This window comes from Citrobacter sp. KTE151 (assembly GCF_000398845.1).
In the GTDB taxonomy this organism is placed as follows: domain Bacteria; phylum Pseudomonadota; class Gammaproteobacteria; order Enterobacterales; family Enterobacteriaceae; genus Citrobacter; species Citrobacter braakii.
In genome coordinates this window covers 1,217,457-1,231,413 of sequence record NZ_KB976063.1, presented here as the reverse complement: position 1 = coordinate 1,231,413, position 13,957 = coordinate 1,217,457, and the positions used below count along the sequence as shown (strand labels likewise).

General features: G+C 49.8%; 17 protein-coding genes. 10 read left to right on the top strand and 7 right to left on the bottom strand.

Annotation, left to right across the window (positions count from 1 at the left end; all coding sequences use genetic code 11):
• Positions 1-407: 407 nt before the first annotated feature.
• Positions 408-2,342 (top strand): protein kinase YeaG, encoded by a 1,935-nt coding sequence (gene yeaG, locus WC7_RS15535; RefSeq protein WP_016152810.1) that lies wholly within the window; start codon positions 408-410, stop codon positions 2,340-2,342.
• 123 nt (positions 2,343-2,465) lie between these two features.
• Positions 2,466-3,749: a YeaH/YhbH family protein gene (locus WC7_RS15540; RefSeq protein ID WP_016152809.1), complete on the top strand. Its 1,284-nt coding sequence runs from the start codon at positions 2,466-2,468 to the stop codon at positions 3,747-3,749.
• Between the two features lie 75 nt (positions 3,750-3,824).
• Here the strand turns inward: WC7_RS15540 and WC7_RS15545 are convergent, their stop codons facing one another.
• Genes WC7_RS15545 through WC7_RS15555 form a run of 3 tightly spaced genes read right to left on the bottom strand, consistent with a single transcriptional unit; the run spans position 3,825 to position 5,694 of the window.
• Positions 3,825-4,439: a CatB-related O-acetyltransferase gene (locus tag WC7_RS15545; RefSeq protein WP_016152808.1), complete on the bottom strand. Its 615-nt coding sequence runs from the start codon at positions 4,437-4,439 to the stop codon at positions 3,825-3,827.
• Positions 4,440-4,498: 59 nt separating this feature from the next.
• Positions 4,499-4,909: a hemerythrin domain-containing protein gene (locus tag WC7_RS15550; protein WP_016152807.1), complete on the bottom strand. Its 411-nt coding sequence runs from the start codon at positions 4,907-4,909 to the stop codon at positions 4,499-4,501.
• A 14-nt stretch (positions 4,910-4,923) separates the two neighbouring features.
• The gene (locus tag WC7_RS15555; RefSeq protein ID WP_016152806.1) at positions 4,924-5,694 is read right to left on the bottom strand and encodes a class I SAM-dependent methyltransferase; all 771 of its coding nucleotides are present in this window, start codon (positions 5,692-5,694) and stop codon (positions 4,924-4,926) included.
• A gap of 165 nt (positions 5,695-5,859) precedes the next feature.
• Here WC7_RS15555 and dgcJ point away from each other — a divergent pair, with 165 nt between their 5' ends.
• From dgcJ to WC7_RS15570, 3 genes are all read left to right on the top strand, one after another.
• Positions 5,860-7,350 carry a diguanylate cyclase DgcJ gene (dgcJ, locus tag WC7_RS15560; protein ID WP_016152805.1) on the top strand — a complete coding sequence of 497 codons (1,491 nt, stop codon included), beginning with the start codon at positions 5,860-5,862 and terminating at the stop codon, positions 7,348-7,350.
• Between the two features lie 44 nt (positions 7,351-7,394).
• Positions 7,395-7,898, top strand: coding sequence for a YbaK/prolyl-tRNA synthetase associated domain-containing protein (locus tag WC7_RS15565; RefSeq protein ID WP_016152804.1), 504 nt, complete (start codon positions 7,395-7,397; stop codon positions 7,896-7,898).
• Between the two features lie 137 nt (positions 7,899-8,035).
• Complete coding sequence (locus WC7_RS15570) at positions 8,036-8,482, top strand: DUF441 domain-containing protein (RefSeq protein ID WP_016152803.1); 447 nt, start codon at positions 8,036-8,038, stop codon at positions 8,480-8,482.
• On the opposite strand, the gene WC7_RS15575 is transcribed toward WC7_RS15570, so the two are convergent.
• Positions 8,439-9,257, bottom strand: coding sequence for an AraC family transcriptional regulator (locus WC7_RS15575; protein ID WP_016152802.1), 819 nt, complete (start codon positions 9,255-9,257; stop codon positions 8,439-8,441). The two genes, WC7_RS15570 and WC7_RS15575, sit on opposite strands and share 44 nt — an antisense overlap.
• 99 nt (positions 9,258-9,356) lie before the next feature.
• On the opposite strand from WC7_RS15575, the gene WC7_RS15580 reads away from it, so the two are divergent.
• On the top strand, positions 9,357-10,544 hold the full coding sequence (locus WC7_RS15580) for a CynX/NimT family MFS transporter (RefSeq protein WP_016152801.1): 1,188 nt from the start codon (positions 9,357-9,359) through the stop codon (positions 10,542-10,544).
• Positions 10,545-10,581: 37 nt separating this feature from the next.
• Here the strand turns inward: WC7_RS15580 and WC7_RS15585 are convergent, their stop codons facing one another.
• Complete coding sequence (locus WC7_RS15585; protein ID WP_016152800.1) at positions 10,582-11,289, bottom strand: CTP synthase C-terminal region-related (seleno)protein; 708 nt, start codon at positions 11,287-11,289, stop codon at positions 10,582-10,584.
• Between the two features lie 198 nt (positions 11,290-11,487).
• On the opposite strand from WC7_RS15585, the gene WC7_RS15590 reads away from it, so the two are divergent.
• The gene (locus WC7_RS15590; protein WP_016152799.1) at positions 11,488-11,835 is read left to right on the top strand and encodes a DUF488 domain-containing protein; all 348 of its coding nucleotides are present in this window, start codon (positions 11,488-11,490) and stop codon (positions 11,833-11,835) included.
• A 7-nt stretch (positions 11,836-11,842) separates the two neighbouring features.
• On the opposite strand, the gene WC7_RS15595 is transcribed toward WC7_RS15590, so the two are convergent.
• Positions 11,843-12,091 (bottom strand): putative hemolysin, encoded by a 249-nt coding sequence (locus tag WC7_RS15595; protein WP_016152798.1) that lies wholly within the window; start codon positions 12,089-12,091, stop codon positions 11,843-11,845.
• A 186-nt stretch (positions 12,092-12,277) separates the two neighbouring features.
• Here WC7_RS15595 and WC7_RS15600 point away from each other — a divergent pair, with 186 nt between their 5' ends.
• The 3 genes from WC7_RS15600 to yoaJ are packed head-to-tail and all read left to right on the top strand — an operon-like array spanning position 12,278 to position 13,526.
• Positions 12,278-13,303: a sensor domain-containing diguanylate cyclase gene (locus WC7_RS15600; RefSeq protein WP_016152797.1), complete on the top strand. Its 1,026-nt coding sequence runs from the start codon at positions 12,278-12,280 to the stop codon at positions 13,301-13,303.
• Positions 13,304-13,350: 47 nt separating this feature from the next.
• Complete coding sequence (locus WC7_RS26650) at positions 13,351-13,449, top strand: YoaK family small membrane protein (protein ID WP_032941789.1); 99 nt, start codon at positions 13,351-13,353, stop codon at positions 13,447-13,449.
• A gap of 2 nt (positions 13,450-13,451) precedes the next feature.
• Positions 13,452-13,526 carry a protein YoaJ gene (gene yoaJ, locus WC7_RS26645; protein WP_101700011.1) on the top strand — a complete coding sequence of 25 codons (75 nt, stop codon included), beginning with the start codon at positions 13,452-13,454 and terminating at the stop codon, positions 13,524-13,526.
• A 49-nt stretch (positions 13,527-13,575) separates the two neighbouring features.
• On the opposite strand, the gene WC7_RS15605 is transcribed toward yoaJ, so the two are convergent.
• Complete coding sequence (locus WC7_RS15605; protein ID WP_016152796.1) at positions 13,576-13,824, bottom strand: GlsB/YeaQ/YmgE family stress response membrane protein; 249 nt, start codon at positions 13,822-13,824, stop codon at positions 13,576-13,578.
• Positions 13,825-13,957: the final 133 nt, after the last annotated feature.

The following is a 13,957-nucleotide window of genomic DNA, read 5'->3' as shown; positions in this document are numbered from 1 at the left end:
AGCGGTCAAAGTTTAACCGTCAATACGCTTCAGCCCAACTATTTTACGGATTCGCCCCAGAATGTAACCCCCTAATTTCTCAGCGAGTGATGACATTTTGCTTGCAGGACAGTGAACACCGCATGAATCCTGCCCCATATATTTACAACAGATATGCTTTTTTTGCTGATGAGTTATTGATATGCCATTGAAATTCATTTGCGCACACAGGCAAGTTTTGCAAATGCCATCTACGCTTAATTTTAGAAGGTGTATCACCGAATACGTTGATCTCCTGACCACCACAATGGCATGAGAGTTGCTTATTTCTTCAGCAGCGACGTCGTTCAGTTTACCTCTTCAGGGGCCTCTACTATTCATATGAACGGCTCTTAACATGTGCTAAAAAAACGAAAGGACGGCATACCATGAATATATTCGATCACTATCGCCAGCGTTATGAAGCTGCCAAGGACGAAGAGTTCACGCTGCAGGAGTTTCTTACCACTTGTCGGCAAGATCGCAGCGCTTATGCCAATGCGGCAGAGCGGCTATTAATGGCTATTGGTGAGCCTGTCATGGTCGACACTGCCCACGAACCTCGTCTTTCTCGACTCTTTTCGAATCGGGTGATTGCACGATACCCCGCTTTTGAAGAGTTTTATGGCATGGAAGAGGCCATTGAGCAGATTGTTTCTTATTTGAAGCATGCGGCTCAGGGTCTGGAAGAGAAGAAGCAGATTCTGTATCTGCTGGGGCCTGTGGGAGGGGGGAAATCATCTCTTGCTGAGCGGCTGAAGTCGCTGATGCAGCGAGTACCGATTTATGTCCTGAGCGCCAACGGCGAGCGTAGCCCGGTAAACGATCATCCGTTATGCCTGTTTAACCCGCAGGAAGACGCCCAGATCCTGGAAAAAGAGTATGGGATCCCACGTCGTTATCTCGGTACGATCATGTCGCCCTGGGCTGCAAAACGTCTGCATGATTTTGGCGGGGACATTACAAAATTCCGCGTTGTCAAAGTCTGGCCGTCTATTCTGGAGCAGATCGCTATCGCCAAAACGGAGCCTGGTGATGAAAACAACCAGGATATCTCTGCGCTGGTCGGGAAAGTGGATATTCGTAAACTCGAACACCACGCCCAGAACGATCCTGATGCCTACGGTTATTCGGGCGCACTGTGCCGCTCAAACCAGGGGATTATGGAGTTCGTTGAGATGTTTAAAGCACCAATTAAAGTGCTGCATCCTCTGCTGACCGCAACCCAGGAAGGAAACTACAACGGGACAGAAGGTATCTCTGCCCTGCCGTTTAACGGAATTATTCTTGCCCACTCGAACGAGTCCGAATGGGTGACGTTCCGTAATAATAAAAACAATGAGGCGTTCCTTGACCGTGTTTACATCGTCAAAGTGCCTTATTGCCTGCGGATCTCCGAAGAGATCAAAATTTACGAAAAACTGCTTAACCACAGTGAGCTGACCCATGCGCCTTGCGCACCGGGCACGCTGGAAACGCTCTCTCGCTTTACCATTCTTTCTCGCCTGAAAGAGCCTGAGAACTCGAGCATTTACTCGAAGATGCGTGTTTACGATGGGGAAAGCCTGAAAGATACCGATCCAAAAGCGAAGTCCTATCAAGAGTATCGGGATTACGCCGGGGTCGATGAGGGAATGAACGGTCTTTCGACGCGTTTCGCGTTTAAGATCCTCTCACGCGTCTTTAACTTTGACCACGCCGAAGTGGCAGCTAACCCGGTGCATCTGTTCTACGTACTGGAGCAGCAAATCGAGCGCGAACAGTTCCCGCAGGAGCTGGCAGAACGTTACCTTGAGTTCCTGAAAGGCTATCTGATCCCGAAATATGCTGAGTTCATTGGCAAAGAGATCCAGACGGCTTATCTCGAATCCTATTCCGAATATGGACAAAACATTTTTGACCGTTATGTCACTTATGCGGATTTCTGGATTCAGGATCAGGAGTATCGCGACCCGGATACCGGTCAGCTGTTTGACCGCGAGTCGTTGAACTCAGAACTGGAGAAAATTGAGAAACCGGCGGGTATCAGTAACCCCAAAGATTTCCGTAACGAGATCGTCAACTTTGTTCTGCGTGCCAGAGCGAATAACAGCGGTCGCAATCCAAACTGGACCAGTTACGAAAAACTGCGCACGGTCATTGAGAAGAAAATGTTCTCCAATACCGAGGAGCTGCTGCCGGTCATTTCGTTCAACGCCAAAACCTCAACTGACGAGCAGAAAAAACACGACGATTTTGTCGACCGGATGATGGAAAAAGGCTACACGCGTAAACAGGTGCGTTTACTGTGCGAATGGTATTTGCGCGTACGTAAATCGTCTTAAAATAAGTGCCCGGAGGCGCGTACGCTTGCCGGGCCTACAATACACATCCGTAGGCCGGATATGCTCAGCGCATCCGGCGTTACTGATGTAGCATAAAGTTGGCAAATGCAGTACGGGGGGCTTATGACCTGGTTTATTGACCGGCGTCTTAACGGCAAAAACAAGAGCACGGTAAACCGCCAGCGCTTCTTACGCCGTTATAAATCGCAAATTAAACAGTCGATCTCCGAGGCCATTAACAAGCGTTCGGTGACTGATGTGGATAGCGGCGAATCTGTCTCTATTCCGACTGATGATATTAGCGAACCGATGTTCCATCAGGGGCGTGGCGGCTTGCGCCATCGCGTGCATCCGGGTAACGACCATTTTGTGCAGAACGACCGCATTGAACGCCCGCAGGGCGGCGGCGGTGGTTCAGGAAGCGGACAAGGCCAGGCCAGCCAGGATGGCGAGGGTCAGGATGAATTCGTCTTCCAGATCTCTAAAGATGAATATCTCGATCTGTTGTTCGAAGATTTAGCACTTCCTAACCTGAAGCAGAATCAGCAGCGTCAGTTAACGGAGTACAAAACGCACCGGGCAGGTTTCACCTCTAACGGCGTGCCTGCCAACATCAGCGTGGTGCGCTCCCTGCAAAACTCACTGGCGCGCCGCACAGCGATGACGGCTGGTAAGCGTCGCGAATTGCATGCGCTCGAAGCGGATCTGGAAACCATCGCAAAAAGTGAACCAGCGCAGTTGCTGGAAGAGGAACGGTTACGCAAAGAGATTGCCGAACTACGGGCAAAAATCGAACGCGTGCCGTTTATCGACACCTTTGATTTACGCTACAAGAATTATGAAAAACGGCCCGATCCTTCCAGCCAGGCAGTGATGTTCTGTCTGATGGACGTCTCCGGTTCAATGGATCAGTCGACCAAAGATATGGCCAAGCGTTTTTATATCTTGCTGTATCTGTTCTTGAGTCGGACCTACAAAAACGTGGAAGTGGTTTATATTCGCCACCATACCCAGGCGAAAGAGGTGGATGAGCACGAGTTCTTCTACTCTCAGGAAACCGGGGGAACTATTGTCTCCAGCGCGCTGAAGTTAATGGATGAAGTGGTAAAAGACCGTTACGACCCGGCCCAGTGGAACATCTATGCCGCACAGGCCTCGGACGGTGATAACTGGGCGGATGATTCCCCGTTGTGTCATGAGATTCTGGCGAAAAAACTGCTGCCGATGGTGCGATATTATAGCTATATCGAAATCACCCGCCGCGCGCACCAGACCTTGTGGCGTGAATACGAACATCTGCAATCAACGTTTGAAAACTTTGCGATGCAGCATATCCGCGACCAGGATGATATTTATCCGGTCTTTCGCGAACTGTTTCATAAGCAAAGTACAACCAGCAATAGCTAACCACATACATAAATCAGCCAGAGGTTATCTCCTCTGGTTGATTTTTATGACCTCGCGTTTCGACTACATGTTATGTCATTTAGCATTTTGTCTCAGGCTAGCCACTTCCACTTCGAGCGCGGAAATATCGCCAGAAGACAACAGCGGTTGCATTTTCACGAGCGACTCTTCCGGAAGTTGATACAAATTAAGGGCCAGTATTCGTTCAATATCCCCCACCGGCAGGCGATATTTTATTATTTTTGCCGGATTGCCGCCGACTACCGCATACGGTGGCACATCTTTAGTCACCACCGCACCTGCTGCGACAACAGCGCCCTCCCCGAGCGTAACGCCTGGCATGATCATGGCGCGCATGCCTAACCAGCAACCATCATGCAACACCGTGTCACCCCGAAACTCGTAGGCATCTTTGATCGACGCCATAAAGGGATAAAGACTGATCCAGTCAAGCCGGTGCGTACTATTTCCCCCCATCAGAATAACGCTCTCAGCGCCAATGCAGACGAAATTCCCAATAATCAACTTATCCAAATGCCCAAGCGGTTCCCAGTCCCGGCTGATCTCATCACCGAGTAAATACCGCACCACCGAACGTTCGAATCCATGATCCCAGCAGTCACTGTAATAGCTATGCGTACCCTTAATAACTATATTAGGGTTGGTCACTGTCTGATGAAGGTACTCCATTCTCGACCAGTGTTTTTCTGACTCTTCGCCATCCTTTTATCATTGTGTTTTAAAACACCCTACATCCTTTCCACCAGCGGATAGAAGTCTTTATTTTCTTTTTGCATACGCTCATACACTTTGCGTAGAACATTGTTGGCATCACGTCTGAATGCCTCATCATTACCTTTTAATTTACTGGCAATATTCCAGCGCCGGGAAAAAACTTCATATTCGCTGACGATATCCGTCATTTCACGTTTAAATTTTGAGCTAACCTGTCTGAGCGTACTATTTCCATCCTGCTCAATATGTGGATAAAGGAACTGATCTTCAGCAGACAAATGTGTTTTTATAATGGCACTCATGCTAACGATCGCAGTTGCAATTTCCTGGGCATTGGATGATACGCCTGCATGGCTCAACGTACGTAGAAATGATATTTTTTCCAGAATTTCAAGATGCTGATTTTTCATTTTATCAATATTCATCCGTTTATCCTTTTTTATTTTCCCTTTACGGAGCAGCAGGCAATGTAGTTTAGCTGGTGACGTTGCGAACGGAAGAAGCGAAACATTTTCAGGAACCGGCGACGATTTTCGCGTGTGCGTAAGCCGTTAAACACAATTTTAACCGCCCCAGTCAGCCCTTCATCACGAATTAATCCTCGCGGCGACATCAGCGACATATCACCATTCTGCTGCAAGACCTGTGCAAACCCACCGTTCAGAAATAAATCGCGCCAGCCTTGGCTGGTCATCGGGCTAACGTTTGATTTCACTACCTCTACAAGCTGGCCCTGCTCGCCCGCGCCCAGTTTTTGTGCGGTGAACATAATATCGTGAGTTAACAGACGCCCGCCGGGCTTCAATACGCGATAATATTCGGCAATTAACTTCGCCTTCGCTTTATCGGCATACATTGTCAGCATGGCTTCGTTAATCACAACGTCGAAACTGTTATCCGCAAATGGAAGGGTGTTAGCGTTAGCTGCCATAACGTGAATGTGATTTTCCAGACCATTTGCCGCCACGTTATTTCTGGCGTTTGCCAGTGCGGTTTTATCCATATCAATGGCGTATACCGTACAACCAAAACGTTGAACTAACTCTATCGCCGTCGTGGCCATGTTACACGCCACTTCCAGCACCTGGCTGTCGGGCGTCAGCTGTGACTGGCTGAACAACCACTCTGTTGCTTCAACGCCCCCCGGACGCAGACGGGTTTTGCCCAGGCTGGCTAAGAACGTATGGCCCGCTTTATCAGTCGCGCTCATCTGCTTGTCTCCTTTCTTATAAGTTGTATTATAAATACAACAATAAGAGTTAAAGGTGAAGCACGCGAATGATTTTTATTACAAAATGCCCTTCCCAGTAGCGTTAGAGCGGATGTATGCCGTGTGATAGACTGAAGTATCAGACTTACAGGGCTGTACATCATTATGCAATTGCATCATAAAGCGCTCAGGCTCTTTATCTCCGTCAGCGTAGTTGTTTTGACGTTTTCTTTTTTGGTTTATGAGCTCATTGCCAGCGATAAAGCAATGAATGCGTACATGCGCTATATCAATGAGAAAGCCGACTCGTCGTTTCTCTATGATAAGTATACTAATCAAAGTATTGCAGCCCATCTGATGCGCACATTTTCATCCCCCCAGGAACCCGCTTCTATCGAGCAACAAAAAGCACTTTGCAACGCTTTCGACAGCGTTAACGGCACTCATGGGCTCAACCTCACCCAGCATAACTACCTACCATTACACGGTACGTTGCAAACCCCCACCACAAAATGTAGCGAGAAACTTGAAGACATATTTCTACTGCCCTCTTTTGACCGGGCGGTAAACGTTAATCGTGAGCAGAAAGATTACGGTCATGGTTTAGGTATGCAGGAGTATAAATTTCGATATTACGTCGATCTCAAAAATAATTACGTCTATTTCTTTGATCTGGTCGACTCGCGGAAATTTGCGATACACAACTGGTCGTTTTTGCAAAAAGGAAACCTGGGTATCAACCAGAATGATATTGACGGTATTTTCACTGGCCGCACGGTAATCTCCCGTATTTATGAAGATAACCTGACCGAGAAAAAAGTGATGAGCTTTTTAACACCGGTCTACTATGCCGGTAAGTTAAAAGGCGTGGTGATGGTGGATATTAACAAAGAGAATTTAAAGAATATTTTCTATACCAGCGACCGCCCTCTCGTCTGGCGCTATCTTAACGTGACGCTTTCGGACATCAACTCAGGTAAAGAGATACTCGTTCACCAAAGTGAGAACAACCTGTTTAGCTATGTTCACTACCAGGAGGACATGCCCGGCGGTATACGCATCACCTTATCGCTTGATTTTATGTACTTTATTGTCTCCTCCTGGAAAGTATTCGCCTTTTATCTGCTGGCGACAATACTGTTGCTGAATATGGTCAGAACGCATTTTCGGCTGTATCACAACGTCACGCGTGAAAATATCAGTGACGCGATGACCGGGCTCTACAACCGCAAAATTTTAACGCCGACGCTCGAACAGCGTTTACAGCAGTTAGTAAACGCGGGCACCCTCGTGACCTTTATCGCCATTGATTGCGATAAACTAAAAGTCATTAATGATACGCTGGGGCATAAGGAAGGCGATCGCATTATCACCATTCTGGCTAGAGCCATTCAAACCTCGATTCGCAAAAACGACTATGCCATCCGCCTCGGTGGGGATGAGTTTTGCATTATCCTCATTGATTACCCCGCTGAATTAACGCCTCGTCTGCTGGAGAGGATTCGCTATAACTTACAAATTATTGCGCAAGATAGAGCAATCAGCTTCTCCGCAGGGATTTATAATATGCAGCCAAACGACACCATTGATGATGCCTACAAAGCATCCGATGCACAGCTCTACCTGAACAAACAGAAAAAACGCGCGGATGCGTAATCATTTTTCTGACAGAATTTTCATTGTTGTACCAGGAGTAAGTCATGACGGAAGTGAACAAAGGTAACGCAACGCATCAGCGTTTAATTTCGCTGTTGTCAGAACAAGGCGCGACGTATCGCGTGGTAAGCCATGAAGCGGTCGGCAAATGTGAAGCGGTTTCTGAAATTCGCGGTACCGCACTGGGCCAGGGAGCAAAAGCGCTGGTTTGTAAGGTCAAAGGCAACGGCGTTAATCAGCATGTCCTGGCGATTCTTTCTGCCGACCAGCAGGCCGACCTGAGCCTGTTAGCCAGTCATATCGGCGGGTTAAGAGCATCACTTGCCAGCCCGGCGGAAGTCGATGCGCTGACAGGCTGCGTATTCGGCGCTATTCCACCGTTTAGCTTCCATCCAAATCTTAAGCTGGTCGCCGATCCGCTATTGTTTGAGCGTTTTAACGAAATTGCGTTCAATGCCGGAGTGCTGGAAAAATCCGTGATCATGGATACCGCAGATTACCTGCGTATCGCGCAACCGGAATTACTCCCGTTCCGCCGCGTACAATAGCCGCTCGAGTCAGGTGTAAAAACGTAGCATCGTGCATTAGCCCAAAAAAAATCATAATCATTAAAAAAAGCCTGTTCCGTCACGCGTTTACGCGTACAGTAAGCAGGCTTATTTTTTCTTTTGGCAAGGAAACTACGATGTTTGATGTCACTCTGCTGATCCTGCTCGGACTGGCAGCTCTGGGCTTTGTCAGCCACAACACCACTGTCGCTGTTTCAATTCTGGTGCTGATCATTGTCCGTGTTACCCCTCTGAATACGTTCTTTCCATGGATAGAAAAACAGGGCCTGACCGTCGGGATTATAATTCTAACCATTGGCGTCATGGCGCCGATCGCCAGCGGAACGCTCCCCCCCTCCACGCTCATCCACTCCTTTGTGAACTGGAAATCACTGGTCGCTATTGCCATCGGGGTATTCGTCTCCTGGCTTGGCGGGCGCGGTGTCACGCTCATGGGTAGCCAGCCTCAGCTTGTGGCCGGTTTACTGGTGGGTACGGTACTGGGCGTGGCGCTATTTCGCGGTGTGCCGGTGGGACCGCTCATTGCGGCAGGTCTGGTGTCATTGATTGTTGGAAAGCAGTAGCCAGTCCAGCCAGATAACGGCCTGGCGTCTGTCCCAGGCCTTTTTTGAACATGGTGATAAATGCCGTGGTCGAATCGTAACCGAGCATTTGCGCAACCTGTTGCACGTTATGGCCATCTATCAGCGCCTGCAGCGCCAGAATTAATTGAAGCTGGTGACGCCAGCGGCGAAAACTCAACCCCGTTTCTTTAACGACCAGACGGGCGAGGTTCCGCTCACTCATCGCAAATACGCTGGCCCACTGTCCCAGCGTCTGCCACTGCGCGGGCTCCCGCGACATCGTCGCGACCATTCTGCGGATTTTCGGGTGATCGGAAACCGGCAACTGCATTTGCTCCTGCGGCTGCTGCGGGAGTTCATCAAATAGCACTTGTGTCAGCCGCTGGGTAGACGGCTCCAGCCGTTGATCATCCGTTTTGGACGCCAGCGCCAGAATGAGCTCCCGACATAACGGGGCGATTTTCAGGGTGCAGCAGCGTTCAGGCATCACGACTGCCTGCGGCTCAATAAACAAAAAGCACAGTTGCGCCCCAACGGTAACGTGGTTGCTGTGCGGAATTTCACCGGGGATCCATACCGCATATTGTGGAGGCACCATCCACATAGCATTTTCAACCTCACAGGTGATCGCGCCATGCAAGGCCAGAATCAACTGCCCCTTACGGTGCTGATGCAGCGGACTGAAGAGTTCATCTTCCCGGGCCTGAATACAAAACGCCACCGCCGCATCGTGGTAAAGGTCGGGCTCATACCCATCCAGCCTCAGTCCTAACATAAAAATGTCCGTTTTTAGCGATAAACTGTCATTTTAGCTTGATTCATCCATTGAGTAAAAACGCTAAAGTATCGCCTCGCCTGACGATATGAGAAAAAAATGACAAATATGCCTTCCTCCCGCGGCAAAAACGCAGCCTGGCTGATCGCGGGGATCCTGATGATTGCCACCACGCTGCGCGTCACCTTTACCGGAGCCGCCCCGCTGCTGGATGCAATTCGCACCGACTACGGCCTGAGTACCGCCCAGACGGGACTTCTGACCACCCTGCCGCTGCTGGCCTTCGCACTGATATCGCCTCTGGCCGCCGCCGTTGCACGCCGTTGGGGTATCGAACGCAGCCTGTTTGCCGCAATGCTACTGATTTGCGCAGGTATTGCGATACGTTCGCTGCCCACACTAGGTTTCCTGTTTAGCGGCACCGCTATCATTGGTTGCGGAATCGCGCTGGGAAATGTGCTGTTACCTGGGCTGATTAAGCGTGATTTTGCTCAGCATGTGGCAAAACTCACTGGCGCATACTCGCTGACTATGGGCGCAGCGGCGGCACTGGGTTCAGCTATTGTGGTTCCGCTGGCGCTGAACGGGTTTGGCTGGCGCGGTGCGCTGATGGTACTGATGGTCTTTCCGCTGCTGGCGCTGATTATCTGGTTACCCCAATGTCGCCAGACGGCCAATGCCAGTTTGAGCAACTCGCGCGCGTTGCATTCCCGCGCGATCTGGCGTTCGAGCCTTGCCTGGCAGGTGACGCTGTTTCTCGGGATCAATTCACTTATCTACTACGTGATCATTGGCTGGCTACCCGCCATTTTAATCAGCCACGGCTACAGCGAAGCGCAGGCCGGTTCGTTGCATGGTTTACTGCAACTGGCAACCGCCGCGCCGGGGTTATTGATCCCTCTCGTCCTGAACAGATTTAAGGATCAGCGCGCCATCGCCGCACTGGTTTCGTTAATGTGCGCCATCGGCGCAGCGGGATTCGCGGTAATGCCCGGGCAGGCTTTGCTGTGGACCATACTGTTTGGCTTTGGCTCAGGCGCCACGATGATCCTTGGTTTGACCTTTATTGGCCTGCGCGCAAGCTCAGCGCATCAGGCCGCGGCCCTGTCCGGCATGGCACAATCCGTCGGGTATTTACTGGCTGCCTGTGGGCCACCGCTGATGGGTAAGATTCACGACCTCAATGGTAGCTGGCTGATTCCATTAGCTGGGGTCGCCGTGTTAGCGATACTGATGGCGGTGTTTGGTCTGTGCGCAGGGCGTAATCGGGAGATCGCAAGCGCATAATGCAGCGGGCAGGTTTGGGTACAACCTGCCCGTTTTTTTATCCTCGCGCAGCGCGCAGCATTGCCTGAACTAACGGCACGGGTTTTCCCGCCAGCGCTCCACGTTCATGCTGAAAGAGTGTGCCGACAAAAAAAGGATGCGTCACCAGCTCAATAGCACGGATATCACCAGCCTCATCCCAGCCAGTCACACGAAGATCACCGCTCTCAAGCTCGGCGGCAAAATCTTCCGATACGCCATAGTTGCAGTGATACCCCTCGGAGATAACACCCCGTCCGTAGGCTTTGGCAATCAGCGTATTGGCCCTCAGTTCAATATCATCCGTTTTTTCTACCAGCGAGCAGGTCAACGGTGCGATGACCATCCGCCCCGTGGTATCCGTTTCCGCATGGGCAGCATCTCTCCAGCCCAGCACGTTGCGGGCATACTCCAGAATCGCATGTTGAAAACCGCCACAGGTCCCGAGGAATGGGATGCTGTTTTCACGCGCGTAGCGTATCGCGATCAGTGCGCCTTCCAGGTGCCGATATGGACTGCCAGGAACGACCCAAATAGCATCATAGCCAATCAGATCTTCACTGCTGCTAATATCAGAGGTGGTTAGCCAGTCATAATCAGCCACTAATTCCAGGACGGCAGCGGCATCATCGATAGCAAGAGGAATGGCCTGATGCGCCACAATATCAGGGCTGTAATCACCCACCAGCGCAATGCGAAGCGTATCTTTAAACGGGGAAATTTCCATTAAGCTTTCCTTATGTCCAGACAATGAGGGACAATATAAGGAGCCTCAGCCTACCGATTTTTTGTTGGTATCACAATCCCTTAAATTGGGAGTCAGGACGGGCAGAATGTTACAATTGTCACGTTTTACGATCTTATTTAACCGTAATAAAGGTGTCGAAATAAATCAAAGCAGTGGATTAATGGAGCGGATGAGAAGATGAAAATTCAATGTAAACGCGTGTATGACCCAGCAGAAAAAAATGATGGTTATCGCGTACTGGTCGACAGGCTGTGGCCTCGCGGGGTAAAAAAGACCGACCTTATTTTTAACGAATGGAATAAAGCGCTTACGCCGTCATCTGATTTACGCAAGGCGTTCCACGCAGAATTGATTGATTTCACACACTTTTCCGAGCAATATCGCGCTGAACTCGCCCTACAGCAGCAGGAAGGAAAGCGTCTCGCAGAGATTGCCCGACAGCAAACCTTAACGCTACTGTATGCGGCGAAAAACACCCAGCAAAACCACGCGCTGGTGCTGGCTGAATGGATACGTCAATGCTAACCGGATTTCATTTGCCCGTTGTCGGATGATCTCTGCGCCAGAGCGCCCATTCATCAATCACTTCCCCGCCCGGTAATTTGCAGTCCGACCTTACGCCTTGCGGGGTCTGCACAGCAATCAGCGAGCCGCCCTTTTGTTCGCAATATACCGATGCCGGATTCGCCAGACCAATCTTCGGCGGTTTGGGGGCTTCGGGCTGAGTGGTACATCCCGCTAACACCAACAAGCCGGGCAAAATAATAGACGCCAGTTTCATATCGACTCCTGTTAAAAACCTTATCCCGGCAGGTTACCCCGACTTTCCATCTATCTCCATGTTTTACTGTCAGCTTTCAATTTAATGTTTAAGTTTTGAGCGGGATGGCGTGTTTCATCTTTCATCTTGATGTTCTATCATGCGGGCCACGTTAGCCCAGTCATTACTCAGGAGCATTTACACCTCATGTCGGACATGATCCTTGCCAGAGTCTCACAATCCTTAGCCACGGAGCAGTCAGTTGAGAGCCTGGTTCGGCAACTTCTGGAGATGCTGGAAGTGGTGACTGAGATGGAATCCACCTATTTAACTAAGGTCGATTTAGATGCCCGCCTGCAGCATATTTTGTATGCGCGCAATAGCAAGCAGATGCAGATCCCTGAAGGGCTGTCCGTACTCTGGGATGAGACGCTATGCAAACGCGCCATAGACGAAAACTGTCTGTACAGCGACAACGTTCCCGCTCGCTGGCCGGAGTGTACCGCCGCCCGCGCGCTGGAGATAACCACTTTCCTGAGCACGCCGGTTCATCTTCCCGACGGAACGTTTTACGGTACGCTCTGCGCCGCCAGTCGCCACCAGCACGCATTAAGCCAACGTGGCGAACAGGTGTTACATCTGTTTGCGGGCCTGATCGCCCAGTCAATTCAAAAAGAGTCGCTGGTTGCTCAGTTACGCGAAGCGAATGCCGCGCTGATTGCGCACTCTTACACCGATGCCCTGACCGGATTACCGAATCGGCGCGCCATTTTTGAAAATGTTGAGACTCTTTTTTCCCTTGCCCGACATCTCAGGCAGAAGATTATTTTTGCCTATATTGATTTGGATGATTTCAAATTGATCAATGACCGCTTTGGCCACGAGGTTGGCGACCAGTTTCTGATCCAGATTGGTCAGCGTCTGCTTCGCGAATGCGGTGACAATGATATCCTTGGGCGACTGGGTGGAGACGAATTTTTAGTCGTGAGCCTGTCACCGGAAGATGACAGGGATCCGCGGGACCGCCTGCAGCAGGTGAAAAATCAGCTACAACAGCAAATTTGTGGTGACTACCACCTGGTTGACATTCATCTATTTTATCCTGGCGCCAGCCTGGGCGTTGTGGAAATTAATCCGTTGGAGACTGATGTAAACTGCGCGCTTCACCTCGCAGACAGCGCAATGTACAAGGATAAAAAGCGTCAGGATAAAACCACTTTTGTCGTACATTAAGCCCTGCTATGCTAACCCGTCTTTAAATAACTCTGGTAGATAATCGTATGCGACTCGGTATTATTTTCCCCGTCATCATTTTCATTTCCGCTGTCGTTTTCTTATCCTGGTTTTTTATTGGCGGCTATGCTGCGCCGGGAGCATAACGATGAAAAAAACAACGCTTATTATGATTGGCGTGGCTATCATCGTCGTTCTGGGAACAGAATTCGGCTGGTGGTGACCTAAGAAAAAGGCCACATATTAGTGGCCTCTATTGTCTGTATGTTTACTTAGCTTTTGATTTTTCTGTAGATAAACAACACCACAATCGCACCGATCACCGCCACGGCGAAACTGCCGAAGTTGAAACCATCGACTTTACCAAAACCAAAGAAGGTGCTGATCCAGCCACCCACTACCGCACCGACAACCCCTAAGATAATGGTCATAAAGAATCCGCCGCCATCTTTACCCGGCATAATCCATTTTGCCAAAATCCCAGCAATAAGACCGAAAACCACCCATGAAATAATGCCCATAATTTCCCTCACTTATGTTTTTAAATTAACGATTCACTCGTCGTATAAAAGCATAGCATAGCGCTGAAAAATTAAAATTTGTGATCGCTATCACTTCTGTTTTTCATCTTTTTCTGATGTTTCATAAGGTTAC

Excerpts from the sequence above, each read along its gene's own strand:
- yeaG (WP_016152810.1), top strand. The coding sequence starts at position 408 with ATGAATATATTCGATCACTATCGCCAGCGTTATGAAGCTGCCAAGGAC.
- WC7_RS15540 (WP_016152809.1), top strand. The coding sequence starts at position 2,466 with ATGACCTGGTTTATTGACCGGCGTCTTAACGGCAAAAACAAGAGCACG.
- WC7_RS15545 (WP_016152808.1), bottom strand. The coding sequence starts at position 4,439 with ATGGAGTACCTTCATCAGACAGTGACCAACCCTAATATAGTTATTAAG.
- WC7_RS15550 (WP_016152807.1), bottom strand. The coding sequence starts at position 4,909 with ATGAATATTGATAAAATGAAAAATCAGCATCTTGAAATTCTGGAAAAA.
- WC7_RS15555 (WP_016152806.1), bottom strand. The coding sequence starts at position 5,694 with ATGAGCGCGACTGATAAAGCGGGCCATACGTTCTTAGCCAGCCTGGGC.
- dgcJ (WP_016152805.1), top strand. The coding sequence starts at position 5,860 with ATGCAATTGCATCATAAAGCGCTCAGGCTCTTTATCTCCGTCAGCGTA.
- WC7_RS15565 (WP_016152804.1), top strand. The coding sequence starts at position 7,395 with ATGACGGAAGTGAACAAAGGTAACGCAACGCATCAGCGTTTAATTTCG.
- WC7_RS15570 (WP_016152803.1), top strand. The coding sequence starts at position 8,036 with ATGTTTGATGTCACTCTGCTGATCCTGCTCGGACTGGCAGCTCTGGGC.
- WC7_RS15575 (WP_016152802.1), bottom strand. The coding sequence starts at position 9,257 with ATGTTAGGACTGAGGCTGGATGGGTATGAGCCCGACCTTTACCACGAT.
- WC7_RS15580 (WP_016152801.1), top strand. The coding sequence starts at position 9,357 with ATGACAAATATGCCTTCCTCCCGCGGCAAAAACGCAGCCTGGCTGATC.
- WC7_RS15585 (WP_016152800.1), bottom strand. The coding sequence starts at position 11,289 with ATGGAAATTTCCCCGTTTAAAGATACGCTTCGCATTGCGCTGGTGGGT.
- WC7_RS15590 (WP_016152799.1), top strand. The coding sequence starts at position 11,488 with ATGAAAATTCAATGTAAACGCGTGTATGACCCAGCAGAAAAAAATGAT.
- WC7_RS15595 (WP_016152798.1), bottom strand. The coding sequence starts at position 12,091 with ATGAAACTGGCGTCTATTATTTTGCCCGGCTTGTTGGTGTTAGCGGGA.
- WC7_RS15600 (WP_016152797.1), top strand. The coding sequence starts at position 12,278 with ATGTCGGACATGATCCTTGCCAGAGTCTCACAATCCTTAGCCACGGAG.
- WC7_RS26650 (WP_032941789.1), top strand. The coding sequence starts at position 13,351 with ATGCGACTCGGTATTATTTTCCCCGTCATCATTTTCATTTCCGCTGTC.
- WC7_RS15605 (WP_016152796.1), bottom strand. The coding sequence starts at position 13,824 with ATGGGCATTATTTCATGGGTGGTTTTCGGTCTTATTGCTGGGATTTTG.